Raw genomic sequence first — 18077 nt, 5'->3', positions numbered from 1 at the left:
GTTGAATGGCTTCCTGCCAAAACCCGTGCAATTAGATTTTGGGTAGCAGCATAATCAGGAAATGTATCCGGTTTTCAGCCTATGCCGCTGGTGATTTACGCAGCCTTTCAGAGAACGGCTGCCACGGCAACTGACTGGATAATCTGGCGAAAAAAGGTGTTTGGATAAGTTGCAAATCACTCATTGATACTTAATTTAAAAACTTGTCAATGTCTTTCAAATTTATATCCTTTGCTATCACTTTGCCGTTTTTATCTAATATAATGTTGGCTGGTATGCCATAAATGCCATATTTGTTAGCAATTGTAAGGCCCTTGGTATCTTTTTTATCGATAAGCTGAGGCCAATGTAATTTGTCTTTTTTTACCGCCTCTATCCAGTTAGTTATATCCTCGTCAGTCGAAATACTGATAAACTCAATATTTTTAGATTTTAGTCTCTCATATATTTTCACTAACTCGGGGTGCTCTTTACGGCAAGGGCCGCACCAACTGGCCCAGAAGTTTAAAAGAACCTTTTTACCTGCCAACTGAGACAGGCTAAATTCTTTTCCTTGCATATCTTTCAATACAAAAGCCGGAGCCTGGTCATTAATCTGTAAGATTCCTATTTTATTCAACTTTTCAATCAATCGTTGTCCGGTCGGTGTTATCCTGATATCTTCACGCAGAGCTGAAAAAAGTTGAATCGATTTTGGTATTCCAATAGCGCCATACTGATATTCTAAATAATACAAACTCAGAAAACTATCGTTGTTTTCTTCTATAAAGCTAATAATATTTTTTACAGATTGGTTGTACAGTGAGTCAATGGCATTATTCACTAAAGTTATTTGAACCGAATCTTGTGGTTGTATTAAATTGTTTTTTTTAATGCTAAACTCAACCAATTTCATCCGGATTGGATTTGCGCTATGGGTATTAAAGTTCTGGTATAATTGATTTAGCGGTGAGTTCGTAAAACTGATTTTCCAAAGAGAATCTTTTTGTGTAGTTATGTTTATTGTACCTTTCTCTAAAAAAAAATCTACCCAGCTATCGCTGCCATTCACCGTCAGCCTCACCAATTTAGGTTCAGAAATAGACCCCGTCAGGCTGAACTGATTGCTTTTACATAGTGCGGAGTCTGATTTTGTATTTTTATTGACTTCCTCTATATAAACCCATCTATTATGGCAGTTATCTATTTTGCCGTTAAGCTGAAAACTCTGGGAAAGTGAGACAACAGGAAACAGAATGATTAAACTAACAAGGCAGAATGTTTTCATGGGTTTTATTGTGTATGGTTTGTTAAGCTACCGTTGCACTAAATTTAATTGCCTTTAACTTTGAAGTGGCGAAACCTATGCGACGAGTTGTCAGCTTTGTTATTTCAGTATGGTTATAAATTGTTCACCATTTGCATGGTTATACACCAGTTTATTGTTTAAAAACACCAAATCTGTAAAGATCAGCCCCTTTGTTTTCTTGAAATGCAACGTAAATACGTCCGTGTCGGTGTCGTTCGGGTATATTTTTATTGTGTTTTAATCACCCAAAGCCTCATCCGTATGCGAGCGCAATGTTACCGAATACATACTGCCCTGGCTGGCTTTGATTCAGCAGGTCTATGCTTGTGTTTTTTTTTAGCACCGCTATTTCAGTTTCAGTATCCTGATTCTCGCAACAATTCATGTTGATGTTTTCGTAAGACGACAGGAGGAGCAACAGGATACAAAATACGATTATCGGTTTCAAAGGCGGCAATACAGTAATGCAAAGGCATAATTAACTGAATATTTCAGGTTAGATAACAAAAACTTATTTATCGGTTGTGTTGATTGCAATTTATTAGGTATTATTATTGCAGATAGGCTTGGGGTATGCTGTTTGGTTTTAGTAGATGGTATTAAAAGTGTGTTCAGAGAATGCTCAACACTCCGACTGATTGGATAATCAGCCGAGCAGGAGCAGCTTTTTTGCAGGTGTATCTTCATTTTGTGATGAAGCTGCAAAAATGTGCTTAGGTTTTGGGTGAAGGCAATTAAACGAAAGAACGGACAGGCTGTTGATTGATGGCCTGTCCGTTTTATATAATCTATGGGGCTGTTTAAAAAAGATTTTATCCTGAATTAAACCTGGCGAAAACCGCACAGAAAGATTGGGGTTTTTGTTAAATACTATTTGGTATAGAACCTTTATCAGGCAGTATAATAGAAACGTTAACTCAGAAACCTGTGTGTGTCAATCAACCCTGGCCCTGATCGTGGCAGGTCTGGAAACTTTTGGTTAGCGTAGCTTGTAAATTTGCCAGGGCTGTTTTATAATTGTTTTCTATGGTTACAAAGTTAGTGTCTCTTGCAATTTCGGCAGCCCTTAATTTTTCTGTTTTTTCGGTATCACAGGCAGTGCTTGACACAACCGATAGCATATTAAAAGAATTTATCTGAGTAGTAAAGTTTACTATAAATAGTGTTTTAACCAATTGTGCTTCCGGGTTCGCCAGGGTATTCGCAGGGCTTTTTATGCGCGATGTTGGAGTTGTTATTGAGTTTATTAAAACCAATCGGGTATTAAACACATTTAAGGACGTGGCAATGGAACTAACAATCGTAGTCTGGAATGTTGAAAAACACTCGGTATTGTTTATTGAAGCTACGTTCTGATTGTAACTGTTGGTTACATTGGCTCGCTGTTGAATTCTGGCGTTGTCTATCACAGCTTTGGCACGGTTAAAAGCTGCCTGAGCAGAGTCTGTACATGGGCTGTTGATGGCCGCAATGGCGTAATCGGGAACGGTGAACAGCGGCTGATTATTTTTAAATGGTAGCTCTTTCACTATTCCGGTTACCGGTTTTCCGTTTACAGTGGGTAAGGTTAATGAAGGCAAATAGGCTGCAAATGCCGGATTAGCCGCAATTGCATCTATGGAAGCCTTTAAACTGGCAGGTATTGGCTCGCCTTTGGCCAGTTTATTGATAACGTCGTCAGTAAAGGCGGCGTTAATTTCAGCAGCTTTATCGGCCGAAACAATTTTCTCCATGTCGGTTGCAGCTGCGGTAATAGCCGGAGTAACGGTGCCGGCAGTGAGTTCGGCAGATAATGAAGTTACTGCCTTTGGTTCTTCTACCTTACCAGGCACTAACACCACCTCAGCAGGCTTCACAATGGTTATTTCAGGCAATTTAACGTTTTTGTACTCCTCGTCAAATTTCGGTATTTCAGGTTCTGATTTTTGAGGTGTGCAGTTGTATAACCCTGTTGCCAGTAACAAAGATAGACTCAGGCTTACAAATTGTAGGGAGTTTTTAGTTTTCATTTTTTATTAGTTTAAATTAGTTAAGAAAAATATATAAAGACGATAATACTCAATACAACTGAGGCCATTCTTAAAGTATTTTAGAATGGTAGGGGTACTTATATTAATTGCCCTTAGGGGTTTTTCATCACAAGTATTATTTTAAACATGGCTTTTTTTTGAATACTACCAAAACAGTAGTGCTCATGATTTGCTGCAGGCGGTTGTGTTGTTCGGACAAAGCATAATTTGCACTAGGGCACAAGGGCAGTAGAAGCAGCCAATTAATTGAATCCTGACAAGTAGATACCTGTCTGTGATTTCGGACACAAATTTATATTTTATAACTTTTATTATCAAGTGGTAGCAAATATTACTTATTGAATGGTTTGCGCCAGGCGAAGAATAGTTAAAAAGGTGTATAGATATGAACCTCCCGATTTCGCCCCATTGGCTTTGCCAGCTTGAAAACGCGTACATAGAACACCAAACGCACCGGCGGAATATTGGCAATTAGCCTCTGCTCATTGTGTTTCTTATTCGCGGCGTTGGCGGGGCTTGCATGGTTGAGGGAGTGGGAGTACTGAGAATTGAGGAAATCAATATATCATTTGTACATTTGTTGTTCATTAGAGTTTAATAGTAACTCGTAGTGTATTTAAGAAGAATAGACCTCAAATTAGCACTAATCAAAGATTGTTGAATTTAATCAGTTAACCTTCCATTCAAACGGAATCCCGTAGGGATGGTATATCATTAGACGTAGATTGGGCTTATAGCTGCGTATCCCGTCAGGGATAATATATTTATTGTTGAGTACTTAATATATCGTCCCGATGGGACTTTATACGTGTATCTGCCATATTTTCTACCGATATATCATCCCTACGGGATACCCAATCTTTCAAAAAACGCAGAATCAATCAGATAATTTATAATTACATCAGGCTTATAAAATTATTACTCACTCGTAGTGCATTTAATAAGCATACACTAATAGACCTCAAATTAGCACTAATCAAAGATTGTTGAATTTAATCAGTTAACCTTTCATTCAAACGGAATCCCGTAGGGATGGTATATCAGTAGACGTAGATTTGGCTTATAGCTGGGTATCCCGTCAGGGATAATATATTTATTATTGAGTAGTTAATATATCGTCCCGATGGGACTTTAGACGTGTATCAGCCATATTTTCTACCGATATATCATCCCTACGGGATACCCAATTTCTCAAAAAACGCTGAATCACTCAGATAATTTATAATTACATCAGGCTTATAAAATTATTACTCACTCGTAGTGTATTTAAGAAGAATAGACCTCCAATTAGCACTAATCAAAGATTGTTGAATTTAATCAGTTAACCTTTCATTCAAACGGAATCCCGTAGGGATGGTATATCAGTAGACGTAGATTGGGCTTATAGCTGTGTATCCCGTCAGGGATAATATATTTATTGTTGAGTAGTTAATATATCGTCCCGATGGGACTTTAGACGTGTATCTGCCATATTTTCTACCGATATATCATCCCTACGGGATACCCAATCTTTCAAAAAGCGCAGAATCAATCTAAAAGCAATCCAAAGCAAGTGCAGATTCATTTCTGCATCAAAAAACTTGAAGATGTTGAACTGAATGTTTCAATCAAACCCTTTAGAATATTTATTGGCAGCTTATATTCTCCGATTCAAAATGCACTACGGGTTAATTTTAGTATTTTTACTGCGTTTTTTTTAAGCTGCTGTGCTTCGTACTTTGATGGCATAATAAAACGGAACGTAATCATGAAAACAAGAGAAGAACTACAAAGTACATGGGAGAATTTAGTGGATAATGGTTTTAAGAATTATGAATCGTTATCAAGGGAAGAGCGAATTTGGTTCAATTTGGAACCGATTACTGTAGATGGTATTTTCGACCAATACACAAACTATGGTGCCGAACATATTGAAGACATAATCGAAGATTTGATTTATCTTGGATTCAATGATATTGCTGGATTGGTACAGCGAATGAATATGCTTTTCCCAGGCGGAAAACCTTCACGAGATATTAATGAACGAAATAAGGTGATTCAGGAGTGGACAACAGATCAGTCGAAAATGATGGAGTCTATTAATGATGAGTTTTGGTTGAATTATAGCGATTTAGAAGACGCCCTATTAAATTTTATCAACAAATCAGGTTTGTAATACTCAGATAATTTATAATTACATCAGGCTTATAAAATTATTACTCACCAAATTATACTGCTTTTTAGGACGAGTTACAGTAAACTTGTACAATGAGCAACGACCTCACTGGGCATTGGATTTAAAGGTGCCTGACAAGGTCCATCAGGCAGCCTAGTTATCCACTTATCCACATGAATTCCAAAAGAAAAAAGAAGCAAAAAAGAAAATTTACAACAATAATAACTGTAAAGTAAATTCAGGAAATGACACAGAGATTCTAATTTTTATTAAAGATGCTTTACCAGAAATTCTTTTAATGGTTGAAGAGATACTGAATTGAAATTCCATAAATTGTCATCAGTAAAAAAACAGTCGCCTTTATTCTTAAAATCCTCTTCCTGGCTTTTTGTCATTGGAAAAGAACTGACATAAGAATAAATTCTGGCCTTCTGATTTGGGGTAATATACCCCCCGTACTGCTTTACACAATCTTCAAAAACCTGATGACAATCAATTAACCTTTGATGTGCAGGGTTTATGATATTTTCAAGCAGTACTTCAAAGTCACCTTCCAACTGATGATTAGGTAATAAAAAAAATTCACAACCTACACAAAAGGTGTCGAGCGTATTTTGGATTTTGCTACACTCACTTTGAAAACTCCAACCTGGTGTATTATGATTACCGTCAGCATCAATAATAATCAGGTTTTTAAATCCTCTTAAGTTTGACAGTTGTTTTTGGAAAAAGCTCTTGGATGGCTAACTGGGGGCTATTTTGGCTATTTTTCGGAAAAAGTGTAGAGAGCCGATTGTGTTTTTGTCTATTGACATTCAAAGCTATATGGTTGTAATTTTGCATTATGGCATATTTGAAAGTAGAGAGAAAGCAATCAGGCACTTATTTGCGCATTTTGGAGAGTTTCCGAAATGGGTCAGGGAAGCCTAGTTCGAGGGTTTTGTATTCTCTTGGTAAGGTTGAAGATTATAAGCCTGAAGAACTTCGTAACATTGGCATCAGATTTTACGAATTAGGTGGAGGAGAGTTGAAGACTATTTTGGAAGGGGACCTAATCGAATTAGGTCGATACAATTATGGTTATCAAAAAGTATTTGGTTATGCCCTGGAGCAGTATGGGTTAAGGCTTCTTTTGGATCGTCTTCAGCAAAAGAGCAAGCTTCAGTTCAGTCTTTTTGACAGTGTATTTCTGATGCTTTTGGAACGACTGCAAAGCCCTTGCAGCAAACGCAGCAACTTTCAGCATCGTGATGAGTACATAAACCTTCCCGAATTGTCATTACAGCACTTGTATCGGGCTCTGGATAAGTTGGCTCAGTATACTGAGTTAATCCAGCAGCAGATTTTTCAAACGGGTCGGAATCTTTTCAATCAAAGCCTGGATGTGGTATTTTATGATGTAACGACCTTCTACTTTGCCAGCGAAGTTGAGAAAGAAGGACAACTCAGACAAATGGGTTTTGGTAAGGATGGCAAAATAGGTAAAACACAAGTTCTTTTTTGTATGCTCATAGACCACCTGAAAAACCCTATCGGTTATAGGGTTTTCAAAGGCAACACCTATGAAGGGGATACTTTTAGGGAAGCACTGGGCGACCTTAAAAAGCGATACCAGATTGACAAAGTAATTGTAGTAGCCGATAGGGGGATGCTTTCAAAGAAAAACCTGGAAATAACAAATAGCAAAGGCTACGAATTTATCATTGGAGAACGTTTGAAGAGTCTGCCCCAAAAAACGCAGCAAACCCTACTCGACTTAAAGAATTACCATCAGCAGTGGATATACAAAGATGCTACCGGACAAGATGTTTTGATTCGCTACACCACATTAAAACAGGAAGGCAAGACCTTTATTACTACCTACTCGGCAAAAAGAGCGGCCAAAGACAAGCAAGACCGGGAAGATAAACTACAGCACGCACAGCACCTCTTGAAGAACCCTTCGAAAATCAACAATAAAGCCACCAGATTCTTCTTAAAATCAGATGAAAACCAGAAATATAGCCTGAATGAAGAAAAAATAAAGGTCTCCGAAAAGTATGATGGGTTTTTAGCTATAAGCACCAATAATCAAAGCATGCCGGTAGCCGAAGTTCTGGACCAATACAAACAACTATTCAAAATAGAACATAGCTTCAGAACCTTCAAATCCCATCTGGAAACCAGGCCCATGTTTCACTGGACAGACCAGCGAATCGAAGGACATATATGCCTGTGTTACATAGCCTTCGCCATACAAAACTTTGTCTTACAAAAAATTAACCGCGATAAAAATGTAATCACTGAAAAAGGGTTGAGGGATACCCTTGACAAAATGCAAGTAAGCCTGATAGAAAATAACGGAGCCAAATCTTATCTAAGGTCTATGCCAACAGAAAACGAAAAAACTATCCTCCAAAAACTGGGCTTAAAACCAATATTACCCATACAAACGCAAGCAAAATTTAAAATCTGAACTCGCACTCCAAATAACGGTTTGTAGAGAGCCGATTGGATATTCATGTGCCTTATTATCAGTCACTTATCCCAAAATCGTGTCAAACTCAAGAAAAAATTCACAACCTACACAAAAGGTGTCGAGCGTATTTTGGATTTTGCTACACTCACGCTGAAAACTCCAACCTGGTGTATTATGATTACCGTCGGCATCAATAATTATCAGGTTTTTAAATCCTCTTTTTTTAGTGTCAATAAAACTATTCTCGAACTCAGCCAATCTTGTTTTGCCATGAATACCTACAATATCTGCTTGTTTTCCCAGAATATTCAACAAATGCTCAAAAAACCTATATTCGTTTGTTTTCTTTTTACCTGAAGGGTTTGTAGTTTCTATGTATAATCGATGCATAAGTCAACGGATTTCATTGTCATTTGAAATCAGAAAATCAAATTTAGTAAAGTCATACTTATAAGCCGTAGATTCATTGTTTTCATACCGCTTGATATTGTAATACCTTATTTTTGATTTATCTTCGGGTAATTCATCCTCAATTACTTCAGACAAAACCTTTAATAACTCTTCGCTGTGAGTAGTTATAAACAATTGCACATTCATTTCTTTTGCCGAATTGATGATGGCTTTCCAAACTTTGGGCATGCTTTTATAATGCAATCCGTTCTCGAACTCATCAATCATTACAAACCCACCCTTACCAACTCCATAAATTGCCAGAATCAAACTTAAAGTTCTTCTTAAACCGTCTCCGCTCACTTCAATTGGCAATAGAGATGATAAGCCCTCAATATCTAAAAATATACCATTGCCTACTACGTTAATGCCTTGAATTTTTTCATCGAAAGGTTTTATTAGCCTGGTGATTTTGCGATCTTCTTTTGCAGTTATAATTGAGGAAAGAGTTCTTTTTAAGTTTTCATGTTCAAATATTCTGAATGAAGGAAAACTATAATTAAAATTCTGAAAAGGGGGTTGTCCTTTAAATTCAATTACTTTTGCCTCAGCAGGACCTTCAATATCTTCTAATGATTCTATTGATTCACTTTTTTTCGATGTTTCATTAATCTCGTAAATCGAAGTTGAAAACCCTGTCTTGCTGTCTAATCCTCTATTAAAATTCAATAATTCTGCTTTAAATTTTCTTTGATATCCGCTTTCATTAAACGAAGCAAAAATCTCTATTGGCGTATCTTTAACCGACTTATTGAAAAAATAAGTAATACCCACTTCAGCCCGTTGGCTTCGATAGCTATTCAGACGGTATAAAGCATCAATTCTCCATCCCATTAATGCAAATATTGCCTCTAAGACACTCGTTTTACCAGAGTTGTTTTCGCCTGTAAACACATTTATCTGCCCCAGGTCAGAAATTTTCAGGTTAGTTAGCCCTCTGAAATTTTTTATTTCAATATCTTTTATGAACATAGCTCCTTGATTAAAGTAAACTATTTAAAGTTTAAGCTGAAAAAATCATTATTACCGAATAATATGAAATTTTGATTATACAAATCTATAAAGTTTTGATAAAACATTAATCAAATGTGGGATTATTAACTAAATGATTGATTTTTAAAATAGAACTCCGGGTGTCATCGATACTCAATACAAATGCTATTGTAAAAATCTTAATTACTCAGAAATCAAAACTCCTGGGCAAACTAAAGTTATTCCTTTTCAAAATTTGCCACAAAGTGTTATCTTCACACACTCATTCAACCCTTAACATGAAAAAGATTTTTAAAATCGTTCTATGGTCGGTGCTGGGTATTGTGGTGGTGCTTGGCGGATTGCTGGGCGTTTTTATCTACAAGGTAAAATATGGCTTTCCGGTTTCGTATGAGACCGAAGCCCCTGCCATCAACTTCCCGACCGGCAAACCTGCCATTCTTTTGTTCTCTAAAACGACCGGCTTCCGTCACGGCGAGTCCATCGAGGCATCAAAACCCGTTATGGCAGGTCTGGCGGCTAAAAACAACTGGTTTTTGTATGAAACCGAAGAGGGCGGCGTGTTCAATGAAGCACAACTGGCCAAATTTAGTGCGGTCATTTTTAATAACTCAACTGGTGAGGTTATCAACGACGACCAGAAACGCGCCCTTGAAAAATACGTTGAAAACGGCGGCACACTGATTGGGATTCATGGCGCGGGCGACGACTCGCATCGCTGGGACTGGTACGAGCAGAACCTGCTGGGTTTTAAATTTTCTCATCATCCTATCAATCCGCAGTTTCAGGAAACGTCAGTGCTGCTTGATGCGCAGGCAGATAGCCTGCTGACGGCGGGTATCCCCCCAAGCTGGCTCCACTCTGACGAATGGTATGTGTTCTTCGGTAATCCGCGCAGCAAAGGCTTTCAGGTTGAGCTGAGCATCAATGGCCAAAGCATTAACCCCAGCGGCAATATTCTGTTTGTAACCAATAAAAACTTTGGCATGGGCAAAGACCACCCCGTGGCCTGGAGCAAACAAACCGGCCAGGGTAAAACCTTTTATACCTCTATGGGCCACAGCGATGCCGCCTGGAAAAACGAGCACTTCCTGAAACTCATCGAAAACGCCATTCGTTGGGCGCAGGTGAAGCCATAAAAATAACCCCATGAAAAAACTTCTCTTTCCTATCTTATTGTTTACTGTAGGGGCAGCCCTGCTGGTAGCTTTCAAAACGCACCCGCCCAGAAAAAACAAGCGGCCCAATATTGTTTTTATTATGTCTGACGACCACGCCTATCAGGCCATTTCGGCTTATGATACGCGCCTCACCAGCACGCCCAACATCGACCGCATTGCCAGAGAAGGTATGCTTTTCAGCAATGCCTGTGTTACTAATTCTATCTGTGCGCCATCGCGGGCGGTTATTCTTACGGGTAAGCACAGCCATATAAATGGTAAAATAGACAACTATTTTCCGTTTGATACCACCAATGTGACTTTCCCGCAGATTTTGCAGGCCAATGGGTATCAGACAGCCATGTTTGGCAAGCTGCACTTTGGCAATAACCCGAAAGGCTTTGATGAATTTAAGATTCTGCCAGACCAGGGGCATTATTATAATCCTGATTTTATTACCAAAAAAGAGGGCAAAACAAAGGTGAAAGGCTATGTAACCGACATTATTACCGACATGACCCTGAACTGGCTGAAAAACGAGCGCGACGAAGACAAGCCGTTTTTTCTGGCGTATCTGCACAAAGCCCCCCACCGCGAGTGGCTGCCTGCCGAGCGGCATTACCGCCAGTTTACGAAGAAGACTTTCCCGGAGCCTGCCACGCTTTTTGATAATTATGAGGGTCGCGGCCGCGCTGCCAAAGAGCAGGAAATGACCCTGATGCACCACATGACCTGGGGCGGCGACTCGAAGATAAAGCCCGAAAACATGGATAAACTGGGGCTAAAAGAAAACCACGGCACAGATAAAATGCTGTATAAATCTAATCTGGCGCGGATGGATGCCTCGCAGGTACAGTCGTGGAACGAGACTTATGATAAAGTAAATGATGATTTTGTAAGCCGTTACCCAAACATGACCGAAAAAGACCAGCTGAAATGGCGATACCAACGCTATATGCAAGACTACCTGGGTTGTATTGCGGCGGTAGACGAAGGCGTGGGTAAGGTGCTGGACTTTCTGAAAGCCAACGGCCTGGACGAAAACACCATTGTGGTTTATACGTCAGACCAGGGCTTTTATCTGGGCGAACACGGTTGGTTCGACAAACGCTTTGTTTATGACGAATCGTTCAAGACTCCGTTGCTCATCAAATGGCCTGCTGTTATTAAAGCAGGCAGTAGAAACGCGCAGATGGTGCAGAATCTCGACTTCGCGCAGACATTTCTGGAGGCTGCAGGTATCAGGCCTCCGGCCGATATGCAGGGCGAAAGCATGCTGCCCATCTTCAAAGGGCAGGGCAAGCAATTCCGCGATGCAGCCTATTATCATTACTACGAGTACCCGAGCATCCACATGGTAAAACGCCATTACGCCATTGTAACCGAAGCATTTAAACTGGTGCATTTTTACCATGACATTGACGAATGGGAGCTGTACGACCGCCGAAAAGACAAAAACGAACTAAGGAATGTGTACAACGACCCGGCTTACGCGGAAATCAGGGCACAGCTTCATAAAAAACTGGCTGCCCTGCGCATAAAATACAAAGACTCTGAACAGTTGGATAAAATGTATATTGAAAAATATAAAGAACTGGAGGCCAGGAAGGTGATATTTAGGTAGCATCTGCCGTTAAGTTTATAGTATGGCGCAAAGGCCACCTAAACCCGGGCAGGCTGTCAGCAGGCAGTTTGCCCGGGTTTTTTGTCAAAATACCACTTCATCATTAAAACAGCTACTGCAACGCCGCGCATTGCTAAAGGTTGTTTATCGCCTTGCCCACGCTACAAAAACAGCCAATGCAGCAAAGAAAATGTTGAAGCCTATCTGCGATGCCTCACCACGGCTGATGTGAAACGCACTGGCCGCCAGCATTAGCAGGATGGTGCCATAAGCGGCATAAAGGGTTAACACGGGTTTAATGCGGAGCGCCGTTGGCAGAATAATGCCGAGGCCGCCCAGTAAATCTACCAAGCCTGCCACCCTGGTTAGCGTGGGGTTGTCGCCTGTCCATGGCCACATTCGGGCCAGTTGGTCGATGGGTTGGAAAAGCTTCATATATGCTGCCCAAAGAAAGCCCGCCGACAGAAGAATCTGGCACAGCCAGGCGGTAATGTTGCGTATTTTTGATGTGTTTTGGTTGTTCATGCAATCATTATTTTCGTTTATGGTGCAAGTTTATGTACTTTTACTATCTGATTGATAGTACTATCCTGTTAGATAGCGCTATCCGGTTGGATAGTAACGTAAAATATAAACCGATGCTGAACGGAGAACACTGCCCCATTAATATGCTTTCTATTAAAGATGCCCTGGAAGCGCTGGAAGGTAAATGGAAATTACTGATTCTGTTTTCGTTGTACGATGGCCCGAAACGCTTTAAGCAAATAGCCAAAGAGGTGGGCGGCATTACCGACAAAACGTTATCAAAAGAGCTAAAAAGCTTGGAGACCAACGCTTTGATCAAGCGCGAGGTGTTTGACACCTTTCCGCCGACGGTGCAGTATTCTATAACCGAACATGGCCTGTCACTTAACAACCTGGTTGAACAACTGCACCTCTGGGGGATGCTGCATAGAAGGAAGATGATGGGAGGGGAATTAGCGGGCGGCGTTCCGCTGAATTAGCGCGTAACGTTTTCCTGTTCCACCAGCATCTCCCGATAGCCTGAGCCTTTAGCCATGCGAGGGGGAGCTGGTGCTGAGGGTTTTTATAATAAAGATTTGTATTAATGGTTTATATGTTAGAAACCCCTTTCTTTGCTTTAGGCTTGTGCGCATAGGGACGCACAGTTGGGAGACTCTGGAGGGAAATTAAAAGTATATTTTACCCTTTCACTTTTATGCCAATCCCTTTGCCTTTAACCGGAGTAGGGGAAGGGGCATAATTTACAAAACTACTGATATCTCTAATTTCCTCTGCAAATGCACCATACTTTTTTCCGGATTCGGCCGATGATTGAGTGACAGGAGGTGCTGAATTTGATAAACCACCAGTACTAGCTGATTTTTTGACTTTTGTCATAATTTCTAGAATTTTATATAGCAAAGTTAATATTACAATTGGTTTTTTTCAAACAAATCTGCCGGATTTTCACCAATGCATTCCATGCATATTCCGTTTTTGCCAGGTGCAACATTGGTATTTATGATTCCAAAACTTTTAAATAGTTGATTGTTCTCACTTTTAAGTTTATGGTACGTGTTTGTAGGCTCATTACTATAATCATCAAAAATCATGCTTAAAGGAACGTATCTTTTGGTATAGTAAAACCTATGGATTGCTCTCGTAACGGCAATGCTCCTGTCTAAACTTATTAGTGTAAGATGCACATTATATTTATAAGTATTTATTAAGACTTCTACTAATTGTTTTATTGAATCTCTTGAATGCCCAATTTTTGGAATAACAATATTTGAACCCTCATAGGATGCCAATTCTAACAACGTCCTAAAATCTTTGGGTTTACCTATCATAATCGAACTTCCAAGAATTAGTGCATTTGATTCCTCATGAACAATAGATGCACCGAATTCTTCATACTCAGGTAGTTTTCGCTTCGCGTAATCAGAATCCAGAATAACCGCTCCATATTTTTCTGCTATTATAGTTGAAACAGAAGATTTTCCAGAAGCAGGAAGCCCAATGACCAAAAAAGCCTGTCTTTCATTCTTAATTTCTGATGTTGGAAGACTCCCACCTTTCCCAAGACAAATGTCATCGTCATCATGAAGGCGCCGTTGCGTTGTCAATTCTTCTACAATCCGTGTTCGAAGCTCCCATCGTTCTTTTTCTGTAACATGAGAAAGCCTGAACGATTTACTAATTAAGGTAGAATCATTATTATCGTATGTATGAAGCATTTTCTCAGTATTGATGATGCTACTTACGATTTTTGGATATTTCTGAATTGGGAAATTAAGGCTTTCTAGGAAATTTTTAACAGAAGGGACATCTCGAAGAGGTCGTGCATATTTCATCGCTTTTTTCTTTGGTAAACAGCAATTGTTGAGGTCGAGTTATTTGGCAAAGATAATATTTATTTTGGTTTAGGGTTGAATATTTGTTTTATTAAGGAGAGAATCTCATTAATAAAATCAATCTATAAATAAATATTGGTGTGTGTTAATAAAAATCCTCTCCCCCTCTCTACACAATTTTGTAGAAATAATTCCCCAATATTGCTTTGTCTGGTGCGTTATAAATCAGGCACGGAAATTTTATGATATCTGTCAATTGACGACAATTAACAAATCACTCAGTACAACTTTTACAACAAAAATCCAAATTTACAGTCATGAAGAAATTAGTAGCAATTGCAGCAGTAGTGAGCCTTTTTACCATTAAAAGCTTTGGCCAGAGTGGCAGTACCGATGCCCGTGAGAACCTTGTTTTCGGTTTAAAAGCAGGTACCAACTTCTCGAACATCTATGATTCAAATAACGATGATTACACGGCCGACGGCAAGTTTGGTTTCGCAGGTGGGGCTTTTCTGGCTATTCCGTTGGGTAAGTACCTGGGTCTGCAACCCGAAGTGTTGTATTCGCAGAAGGGGTTCCGTCAGAGCGGTCGGTTTGTGGGAAGCAATTATGAGCTGACACGCACTACGCATTCGGTTGATATCCCGTTGCTGGTGTCTATTAAACCCAGCAGTTTTATTACTGTTCAGTTGGGGCCGCAGTATTCGTACCTGATGCGCCAGAACGATGTTTTCAAGAATTTCCTGGGTACATCGGCACAGGAGCAGGAGTTTACGAACGACAACATCCGCAAAAACACCCTGAGCGCCGTAGGTGGCATTGATTTCAACTTCGATAAGTTTGTGATTGGCACCCGTGCGGGCTGGGATGTGCAGAATAACAACGGCGACGGTACGTCAACCAATCCACGCTATAAAAATGCCTGGGTGCAGGCTACCATTGGTTTCAGATTCTGGTAAATAAAATGTTGGGGTGCAGTTGCATCCTGATAGCCGGAAATTACGTCTTAACAGGGATTATTAGTACAAACAGCAAACACCAGAGTTATGTATTACGAATTAGAAATACTTTTGATTGTAGCCATGCTGATAGTCGGTTTTTTTGATGGCTCAGACCTGGCGGCGATTCGCAAATGGCTCACCGGGAAAGAGGTTAGCCTTAAAAAAAACAACCTGATTGAGGTTAAAACTGAAGACAACAGCGATTGGAAGGCAGACCGGCCATAGCTAAAAAATAATAGTAAAAACAGACGCCCGTTTTCGGTTTGGAAACGGGCGTCTCTTTTTTTGTTAGTCCCGCAGGCGTTCGGTGCGCGAAAGGTGGGCGGGTTTAAAAATAACGATAGTAGCTACACCCCAGACGGTAATGAGCATACCCATATAATTGATGATGTTTTTATCGGCAAAGTCGGCCAGAAAAGCGATGTCGACCGTGGCATGAAAAATAGCGCAGGCCAGCAGGCTGCCCTTTGAGCTGTTGTATAACCAGCTGAGCAGGATACTGCCCGTAAGGAGGCTGAACACCCAGCCGAAGATACCGGCGGCATCCATGCCGGTATAACCCGGCCTGTAAAAAAACAGCGGCAGGTGCCAGGCCGCCCACAGAACGGTGAGTATCAGGCTTGCCGAAAGGGCATTGAAGCGGCTCTGCAGGCGCGGCAGGGCAAAGCCTCGCCAGCCTACCTCTTCGCCAAAGCCAAAAAACAGCAGGTTGTAGAAGAAGAATCCGGCAAAACCCAATTCGGGGTACTCTTTGGCTACCAATAATCCGGCAAGTTGAAGCGGCGTACCCGCTGCCCAATAATTAATAACTGCCGCTGCCACCGCCAGCACAAAAGGGCTGAACAGCGCAATAAGCATATACACCACAGGTTTGGTTTGAAGCATCTGCGCCAGCAGTAGTTTTGTGCCGTTGGGCTTGCCGAAAATGGCAGTGGTAATGAAAGAGGCTGTCAAAGGCCCCAGGCCACCCAAGGCATGATGATACGGCAGAACGGGCAAGCCTGTAATGCCCCAAACGTGGCTGTAAAGCGGAAACCATATCAACCAGCTGATAAGGTAAGCCAAAGTAAAATAAGCAAGAAGGGGTTTCATGGTGGGGATTGAGATTTGCTGTGCAATATGCCTATTAAAAGAGAAATAAAGCAAGAGCTACCCGAAAGTTTTTTTGCTTTTTGGGATTAAAAATTATTCGCCGCATTTTATGCGGTGAATAGGGGGTGCATTCGCCGCAAACCATCTCCGGGTACGTAAATACTGTATGCGGTGCCTGGCCTTGAAACCGATTAACACGCCAGCATCCACAGTCTTTTGGGCTGCGCGAGGTGTAGGCTTTGGCAGGGTGTGTAAGGGGGGATTCTTCTCTCAACTCCGTGAAACGCTGTGCTAAACTCCGAGCCACTCCGTGGTAAAATATGGTTAGTTAGTTTTTTATGCATACTTAGTAATTGGCTTTGCAGCGGGGCATACAACTAAGAATGCCAGGTGATACAAAGTTCTGAGGTTTAAACTGATTAAATGTTATACATTTTACCGGGATTTCTACCATGATTACTGGTGGAACGGTGCGCGTTATATGTTTTGAGGAGTATGTTTTTAATTGAAAGTGCCGTTAAATAACTATTTGTTGTGTATGTGCAAATTTTGTTTTTGATTGTTGGTACAGAGTATAGCAAAAAACTTAACCTTCTCTTTATGTTTTGGCAACAGATGGCATGAATATCTCTTTTGAAAATTTAACTAAATCACCTTTTAATGGCCATGAAAAACAACTTTAAATTATTTGTCAGTTTATTTGCCTGCTGTTTATTGGGTGTAAATGCCAGGGCGCAAGTAGCTGATAATCAGCCGAAAAAACCTCTTTCTACAATCAGTAAATTAATTGAACAGCCCGTACAAAGGCATAAGTGGGAAATAAATATCAATCTGATTCCTTTGTTTAAACTACAATGGGCTGACGATTGGGCTTACTTTTATCTTATCAAGCTGAATACCACCAATAAGGCTAATAAGCCCGGTGCAGTACGCTTCATGGCCACCCCTTACTATCTTGGAAAAAACCAATCTTTTTATGGTGATAGCGCCAACTTATTTGTAAATCCGGTAGGAAGCTATTTTCGCCCCGCTGTTGTCCTTGGTTATGAATGGCAGAAAATCAAAGGGCGATTTGTGTTTTTCTATGGGGCTGACATGAGCTGGAGGGCAGAAATAAGCAATTTTCATGACAACAAGGCAAAAAGGAAGGATGAAAACGGCATTGATGTAACAGGTACACTTCGTGATAAAACCATTAAGAATGCAGTGACGTTGTCTCCTTTCATGGGTGCCAAATATTATCTGAATCATCGTTTTTCCATATCGCTCGAAAGTCAGCTAAGGTTTCTTTATTCAAAGAAAGTTGAAACCATTACTTTTAATGGAAGCCAGATTTCGAAGGAAGTTCTCAAAGCACCAGAAATTGCCACTTTTGGATATTTTGTGTTGAATTTTAGTTACAATTTATAGAAAGGGTCGGCATCCACAGTCTTTTGGGCTAGGCGTGGGGTAGGCTTTGGCAGGGGGTG

At 40.4% G+C, this 18077-nt stretch carries 17 protein-coding genes; 8 read left to right on the top strand and 9 right to left on the bottom strand.

Annotated elements, in window-relative coordinates; all coding sequences use genetic code 11:
• Window positions 1–190 precede the first annotated feature (190 nt).
• The 3 genes from MB380_RS13415 to MB380_RS13405 form a co-directional block, all read right to left on the bottom strand.
• The gene (locus MB380_RS13415) at window positions 191–1267 is read right to left on the bottom strand and encodes a TlpA disulfide reductase family protein (RefSeq protein WP_253523797.1); all 1077 of its coding nucleotides are present in this window, start codon (window positions 1265–1267) and stop codon (window positions 191–193) included.
• A 274-nt stretch (window positions 1268–1541) separates the two neighbouring features.
• Window positions 1542–1736, bottom strand: coding sequence for a hypothetical protein (locus MB380_RS13410; RefSeq protein ID WP_253523794.1), 195 nt, complete (start codon window positions 1734–1736; stop codon window positions 1542–1544).
• Window positions 1737–2226: 490 nt separating this feature from the next.
• Window positions 2227–3297 carry a hypothetical protein gene (locus MB380_RS13405; RefSeq protein WP_253523791.1) on the bottom strand — a complete coding sequence of 357 codons (1071 nt, stop codon included), beginning with the start codon at window positions 3295–3297 and terminating at the stop codon, window positions 2227–2229.
• A 1768-nt stretch (window positions 3298–5065) separates the two neighbouring features.
• Here MB380_RS13405 and MB380_RS13400 point away from each other — a divergent pair.
• Together MB380_RS13400 and MB380_RS13395 are read left to right on the top strand one after the other, a co-directional pair.
• Complete coding sequence (locus MB380_RS13400) at window positions 5066–5473, top strand: DUF4375 domain-containing protein (protein WP_253523788.1); 408 nt, start codon at window positions 5066–5068, stop codon at window positions 5471–5473.
• An 844-nt stretch (window positions 5474–6317) separates the two neighbouring features.
• A complete protein-coding gene (locus MB380_RS13395; RefSeq protein WP_253523758.1) occupies window positions 6318–7928 on the top strand; it encodes an IS1634 family transposase in 1611 nt (536 codons plus the stop codon).
• A 66-nt stretch (window positions 7929–7994) separates the two neighbouring features.
• Here the strand turns inward: MB380_RS13395 and MB380_RS13390 are convergent, their stop codons facing one another.
• Window positions 7995–8321, bottom strand: a complete 327-nt coding sequence (locus MB380_RS13390) for a hypothetical protein (RefSeq protein ID WP_253523755.1) — start codon at window positions 8319–8321, stop codon at window positions 7995–7997.
• 3 nt (window positions 8322–8324) lie between these two features.
• Window positions 8325–9353, bottom strand: coding sequence for an ATP/GTP-binding protein (locus MB380_RS13385; RefSeq protein WP_253523752.1), 1029 nt, complete (start codon window positions 9351–9353; stop codon window positions 8325–8327).
• A gap of 299 nt (window positions 9354–9652) precedes the next feature.
• On the opposite strand from MB380_RS13385, the gene MB380_RS13380 reads away from it, so the two are divergent.
• Both MB380_RS13380 and MB380_RS13375 read left to right on the top strand, forming a co-directional pair.
• A complete protein-coding gene (locus tag MB380_RS13380) occupies window positions 9653–10513 on the top strand; it encodes a ThuA domain-containing protein (protein WP_253523749.1) in 861 nt (286 codons plus the stop codon).
• Window positions 10514–10523: 10 nt separating this feature from the next.
• Window positions 10524–12158, top strand: a complete 1635-nt coding sequence (locus tag MB380_RS13375; protein ID WP_253523734.1) for a sulfatase — start codon at window positions 10524–10526, stop codon at window positions 12156–12158.
• A gap of 144 nt (window positions 12159–12302) precedes the next feature.
• Here MB380_RS13375 and MB380_RS13370 read toward each other — a convergent pair whose 3' ends face one another.
• Entirely contained in the window at window positions 12303–12683 is a 381-nt protein-coding gene (locus MB380_RS13370) for a DoxX family protein (protein ID WP_253523732.1), read from the bottom strand.
• 32 nt (window positions 12684–12715) lie between these two features.
• Here MB380_RS13370 and MB380_RS13365 point away from each other — a divergent pair, with 32 nt between their 5' ends.
• Window positions 12716–13162 carry a helix-turn-helix domain-containing protein gene (locus MB380_RS13365; RefSeq protein WP_310587328.1) on the top strand — a complete coding sequence of 149 codons (447 nt, stop codon included), beginning with the start codon at window positions 12716–12718 and terminating at the stop codon, window positions 13160–13162.
• Window positions 13163–13361: 199 nt separating this feature from the next.
• Here the strand turns inward: MB380_RS13365 and MB380_RS13360 are convergent, their stop codons facing one another.
• Both MB380_RS13360 and MB380_RS13355 read right to left on the bottom strand, forming a co-directional pair.
• Complete coding sequence (locus MB380_RS13360) at window positions 13362–13559, bottom strand: hypothetical protein (RefSeq protein WP_253523729.1); 198 nt, start codon at window positions 13557–13559, stop codon at window positions 13362–13364.
• Window positions 13560–13591: 32 nt separating this feature from the next.
• On the bottom strand, window positions 13592–14515 hold the full coding sequence (locus MB380_RS13355; RefSeq protein WP_253523726.1) for a zeta toxin family protein: 924 nt from the start codon (window positions 14513–14515) through the stop codon (window positions 13592–13594).
• Between the two features lie 317 nt (window positions 14516–14832).
• On the opposite strand from MB380_RS13355, the gene MB380_RS13350 reads away from it, so the two are divergent.
• Entirely contained in the window at window positions 14833–15474 is a 642-nt protein-coding gene (locus tag MB380_RS13350) for a porin family protein (RefSeq protein ID WP_253523711.1), read from the top strand.
• Between the two features lie 87 nt (window positions 15475–15561).
• A complete protein-coding gene (locus MB380_RS13345; RefSeq protein WP_253523708.1) occupies window positions 15562–15741 on the top strand; it encodes a hypothetical protein in 180 nt (59 codons plus the stop codon).
• Between the two features lie 63 nt (window positions 15742–15804).
• Here MB380_RS13345 and MB380_RS13340 read toward each other — a convergent pair whose 3' ends face one another.
• Window positions 15805–16608: a CPBP family intramembrane glutamic endopeptidase gene (locus tag MB380_RS13340; RefSeq protein WP_253523692.1), complete on the bottom strand. Its 804-nt coding sequence runs from the start codon at window positions 16606–16608 to the stop codon at window positions 15805–15807.
• A gap of 666 nt (window positions 16609–17274) precedes the next feature.
• Between MB380_RS13340 and MB380_RS13335 the strand changes: the two genes are divergently transcribed.
• Window positions 17275–18018, top strand: coding sequence for a hypothetical protein (locus tag MB380_RS13335; RefSeq protein ID WP_253523689.1), 744 nt, complete (start codon window positions 17275–17277; stop codon window positions 18016–18018).
• Window positions 18019–18077 lie beyond the last annotated feature (59 nt).

It is taken from the genome of Emticicia sp. 21SJ11W-3, assembly GCF_024138715.1.
GTDB classification, from domain to species: domain Bacteria; phylum Bacteroidota; class Bacteroidia; order Cytophagales; family Spirosomataceae; genus Emticicia; species Emticicia fluvialis.
Note: the sequence above shows the minus strand (reverse complement) of the source record. Positions and strands in the feature narration are given on the sequence as shown.

Coding starts and splice junctions, on each gene's coding strand:
- MB380_RS13405 (WP_253523791.1), bottom strand. CDS start 3,297: ATGAAAACTAAAAACTCCCTACAATTTGTAAGCCTGAGTCTATCTTTG.
- MB380_RS13365 (WP_310587328.1), top strand. CDS start 12,716: ATGTACTTTTACTATCTGATTGATAGTACTATCCTGTTAGATAGCGCT.
- MB380_RS13355 (WP_253523726.1), bottom strand. CDS start 14,515: ATGAAATATGCACGACCTCTTCGAGATGTCCCTTCTGTTAAAAATTTC.
- MB380_RS13380 (WP_253523749.1), top strand. CDS start 9,653: ATGAAAAAGATTTTTAAAATCGTTCTATGGTCGGTGCTGGGTATTGTG.
- MB380_RS13345 (WP_253523708.1), top strand. CDS start 15,562: ATGTATTACGAATTAGAAATACTTTTGATTGTAGCCATGCTGATAGTC.
- MB380_RS13415 (WP_253523797.1), bottom strand. CDS start 1,267: ATGAAAACATTCTGCCTTGTTAGTTTAATCATTCTGTTTCCTGTTGTC.
- MB380_RS13360 (WP_253523729.1), bottom strand. CDS start 13,559: ATGACAAAAGTCAAAAAATCAGCTAGTACTGGTGGTTTATCAAATTCA.
- MB380_RS13375 (WP_253523734.1), top strand. CDS start 10,524: ATGAAAAAACTTCTCTTTCCTATCTTATTGTTTACTGTAGGGGCAGCC.
- MB380_RS13385 (WP_253523752.1), bottom strand. CDS start 9,353: ATGTTCATAAAAGATATTGAAATAAAAAATTTCAGAGGGCTAACTAAC.
- MB380_RS13400 (WP_253523788.1), top strand. CDS start 5,066: ATGAAAACAAGAGAAGAACTACAAAGTACATGGGAGAATTTAGTGGAT.
- MB380_RS13350 (WP_253523711.1), top strand. CDS start 14,833: ATGAAGAAATTAGTAGCAATTGCAGCAGTAGTGAGCCTTTTTACCATT.
- MB380_RS13395 (WP_253523758.1), top strand. CDS start 6,318: ATGGCATATTTGAAAGTAGAGAGAAAGCAATCAGGCACTTATTTGCGC.
- MB380_RS13370 (WP_253523732.1), bottom strand. CDS start 12,683: ATGAACAACCAAAACACATCAAAAATACGCAACATTACCGCCTGGCTG.
- MB380_RS13335 (WP_253523689.1), top strand. CDS start 17,275: ATGAAAAACAACTTTAAATTATTTGTCAGTTTATTTGCCTGCTGTTTA.
- MB380_RS13340 (WP_253523692.1), bottom strand. CDS start 16,608: ATGAAACCCCTTCTTGCTTATTTTACTTTGGCTTACCTTATCAGCTGG.
- MB380_RS13390 (WP_253523755.1), bottom strand. CDS start 8,321: ATGCATCGATTATACATAGAAACTACAAACCCTTCAGGTAAAAAGAAA.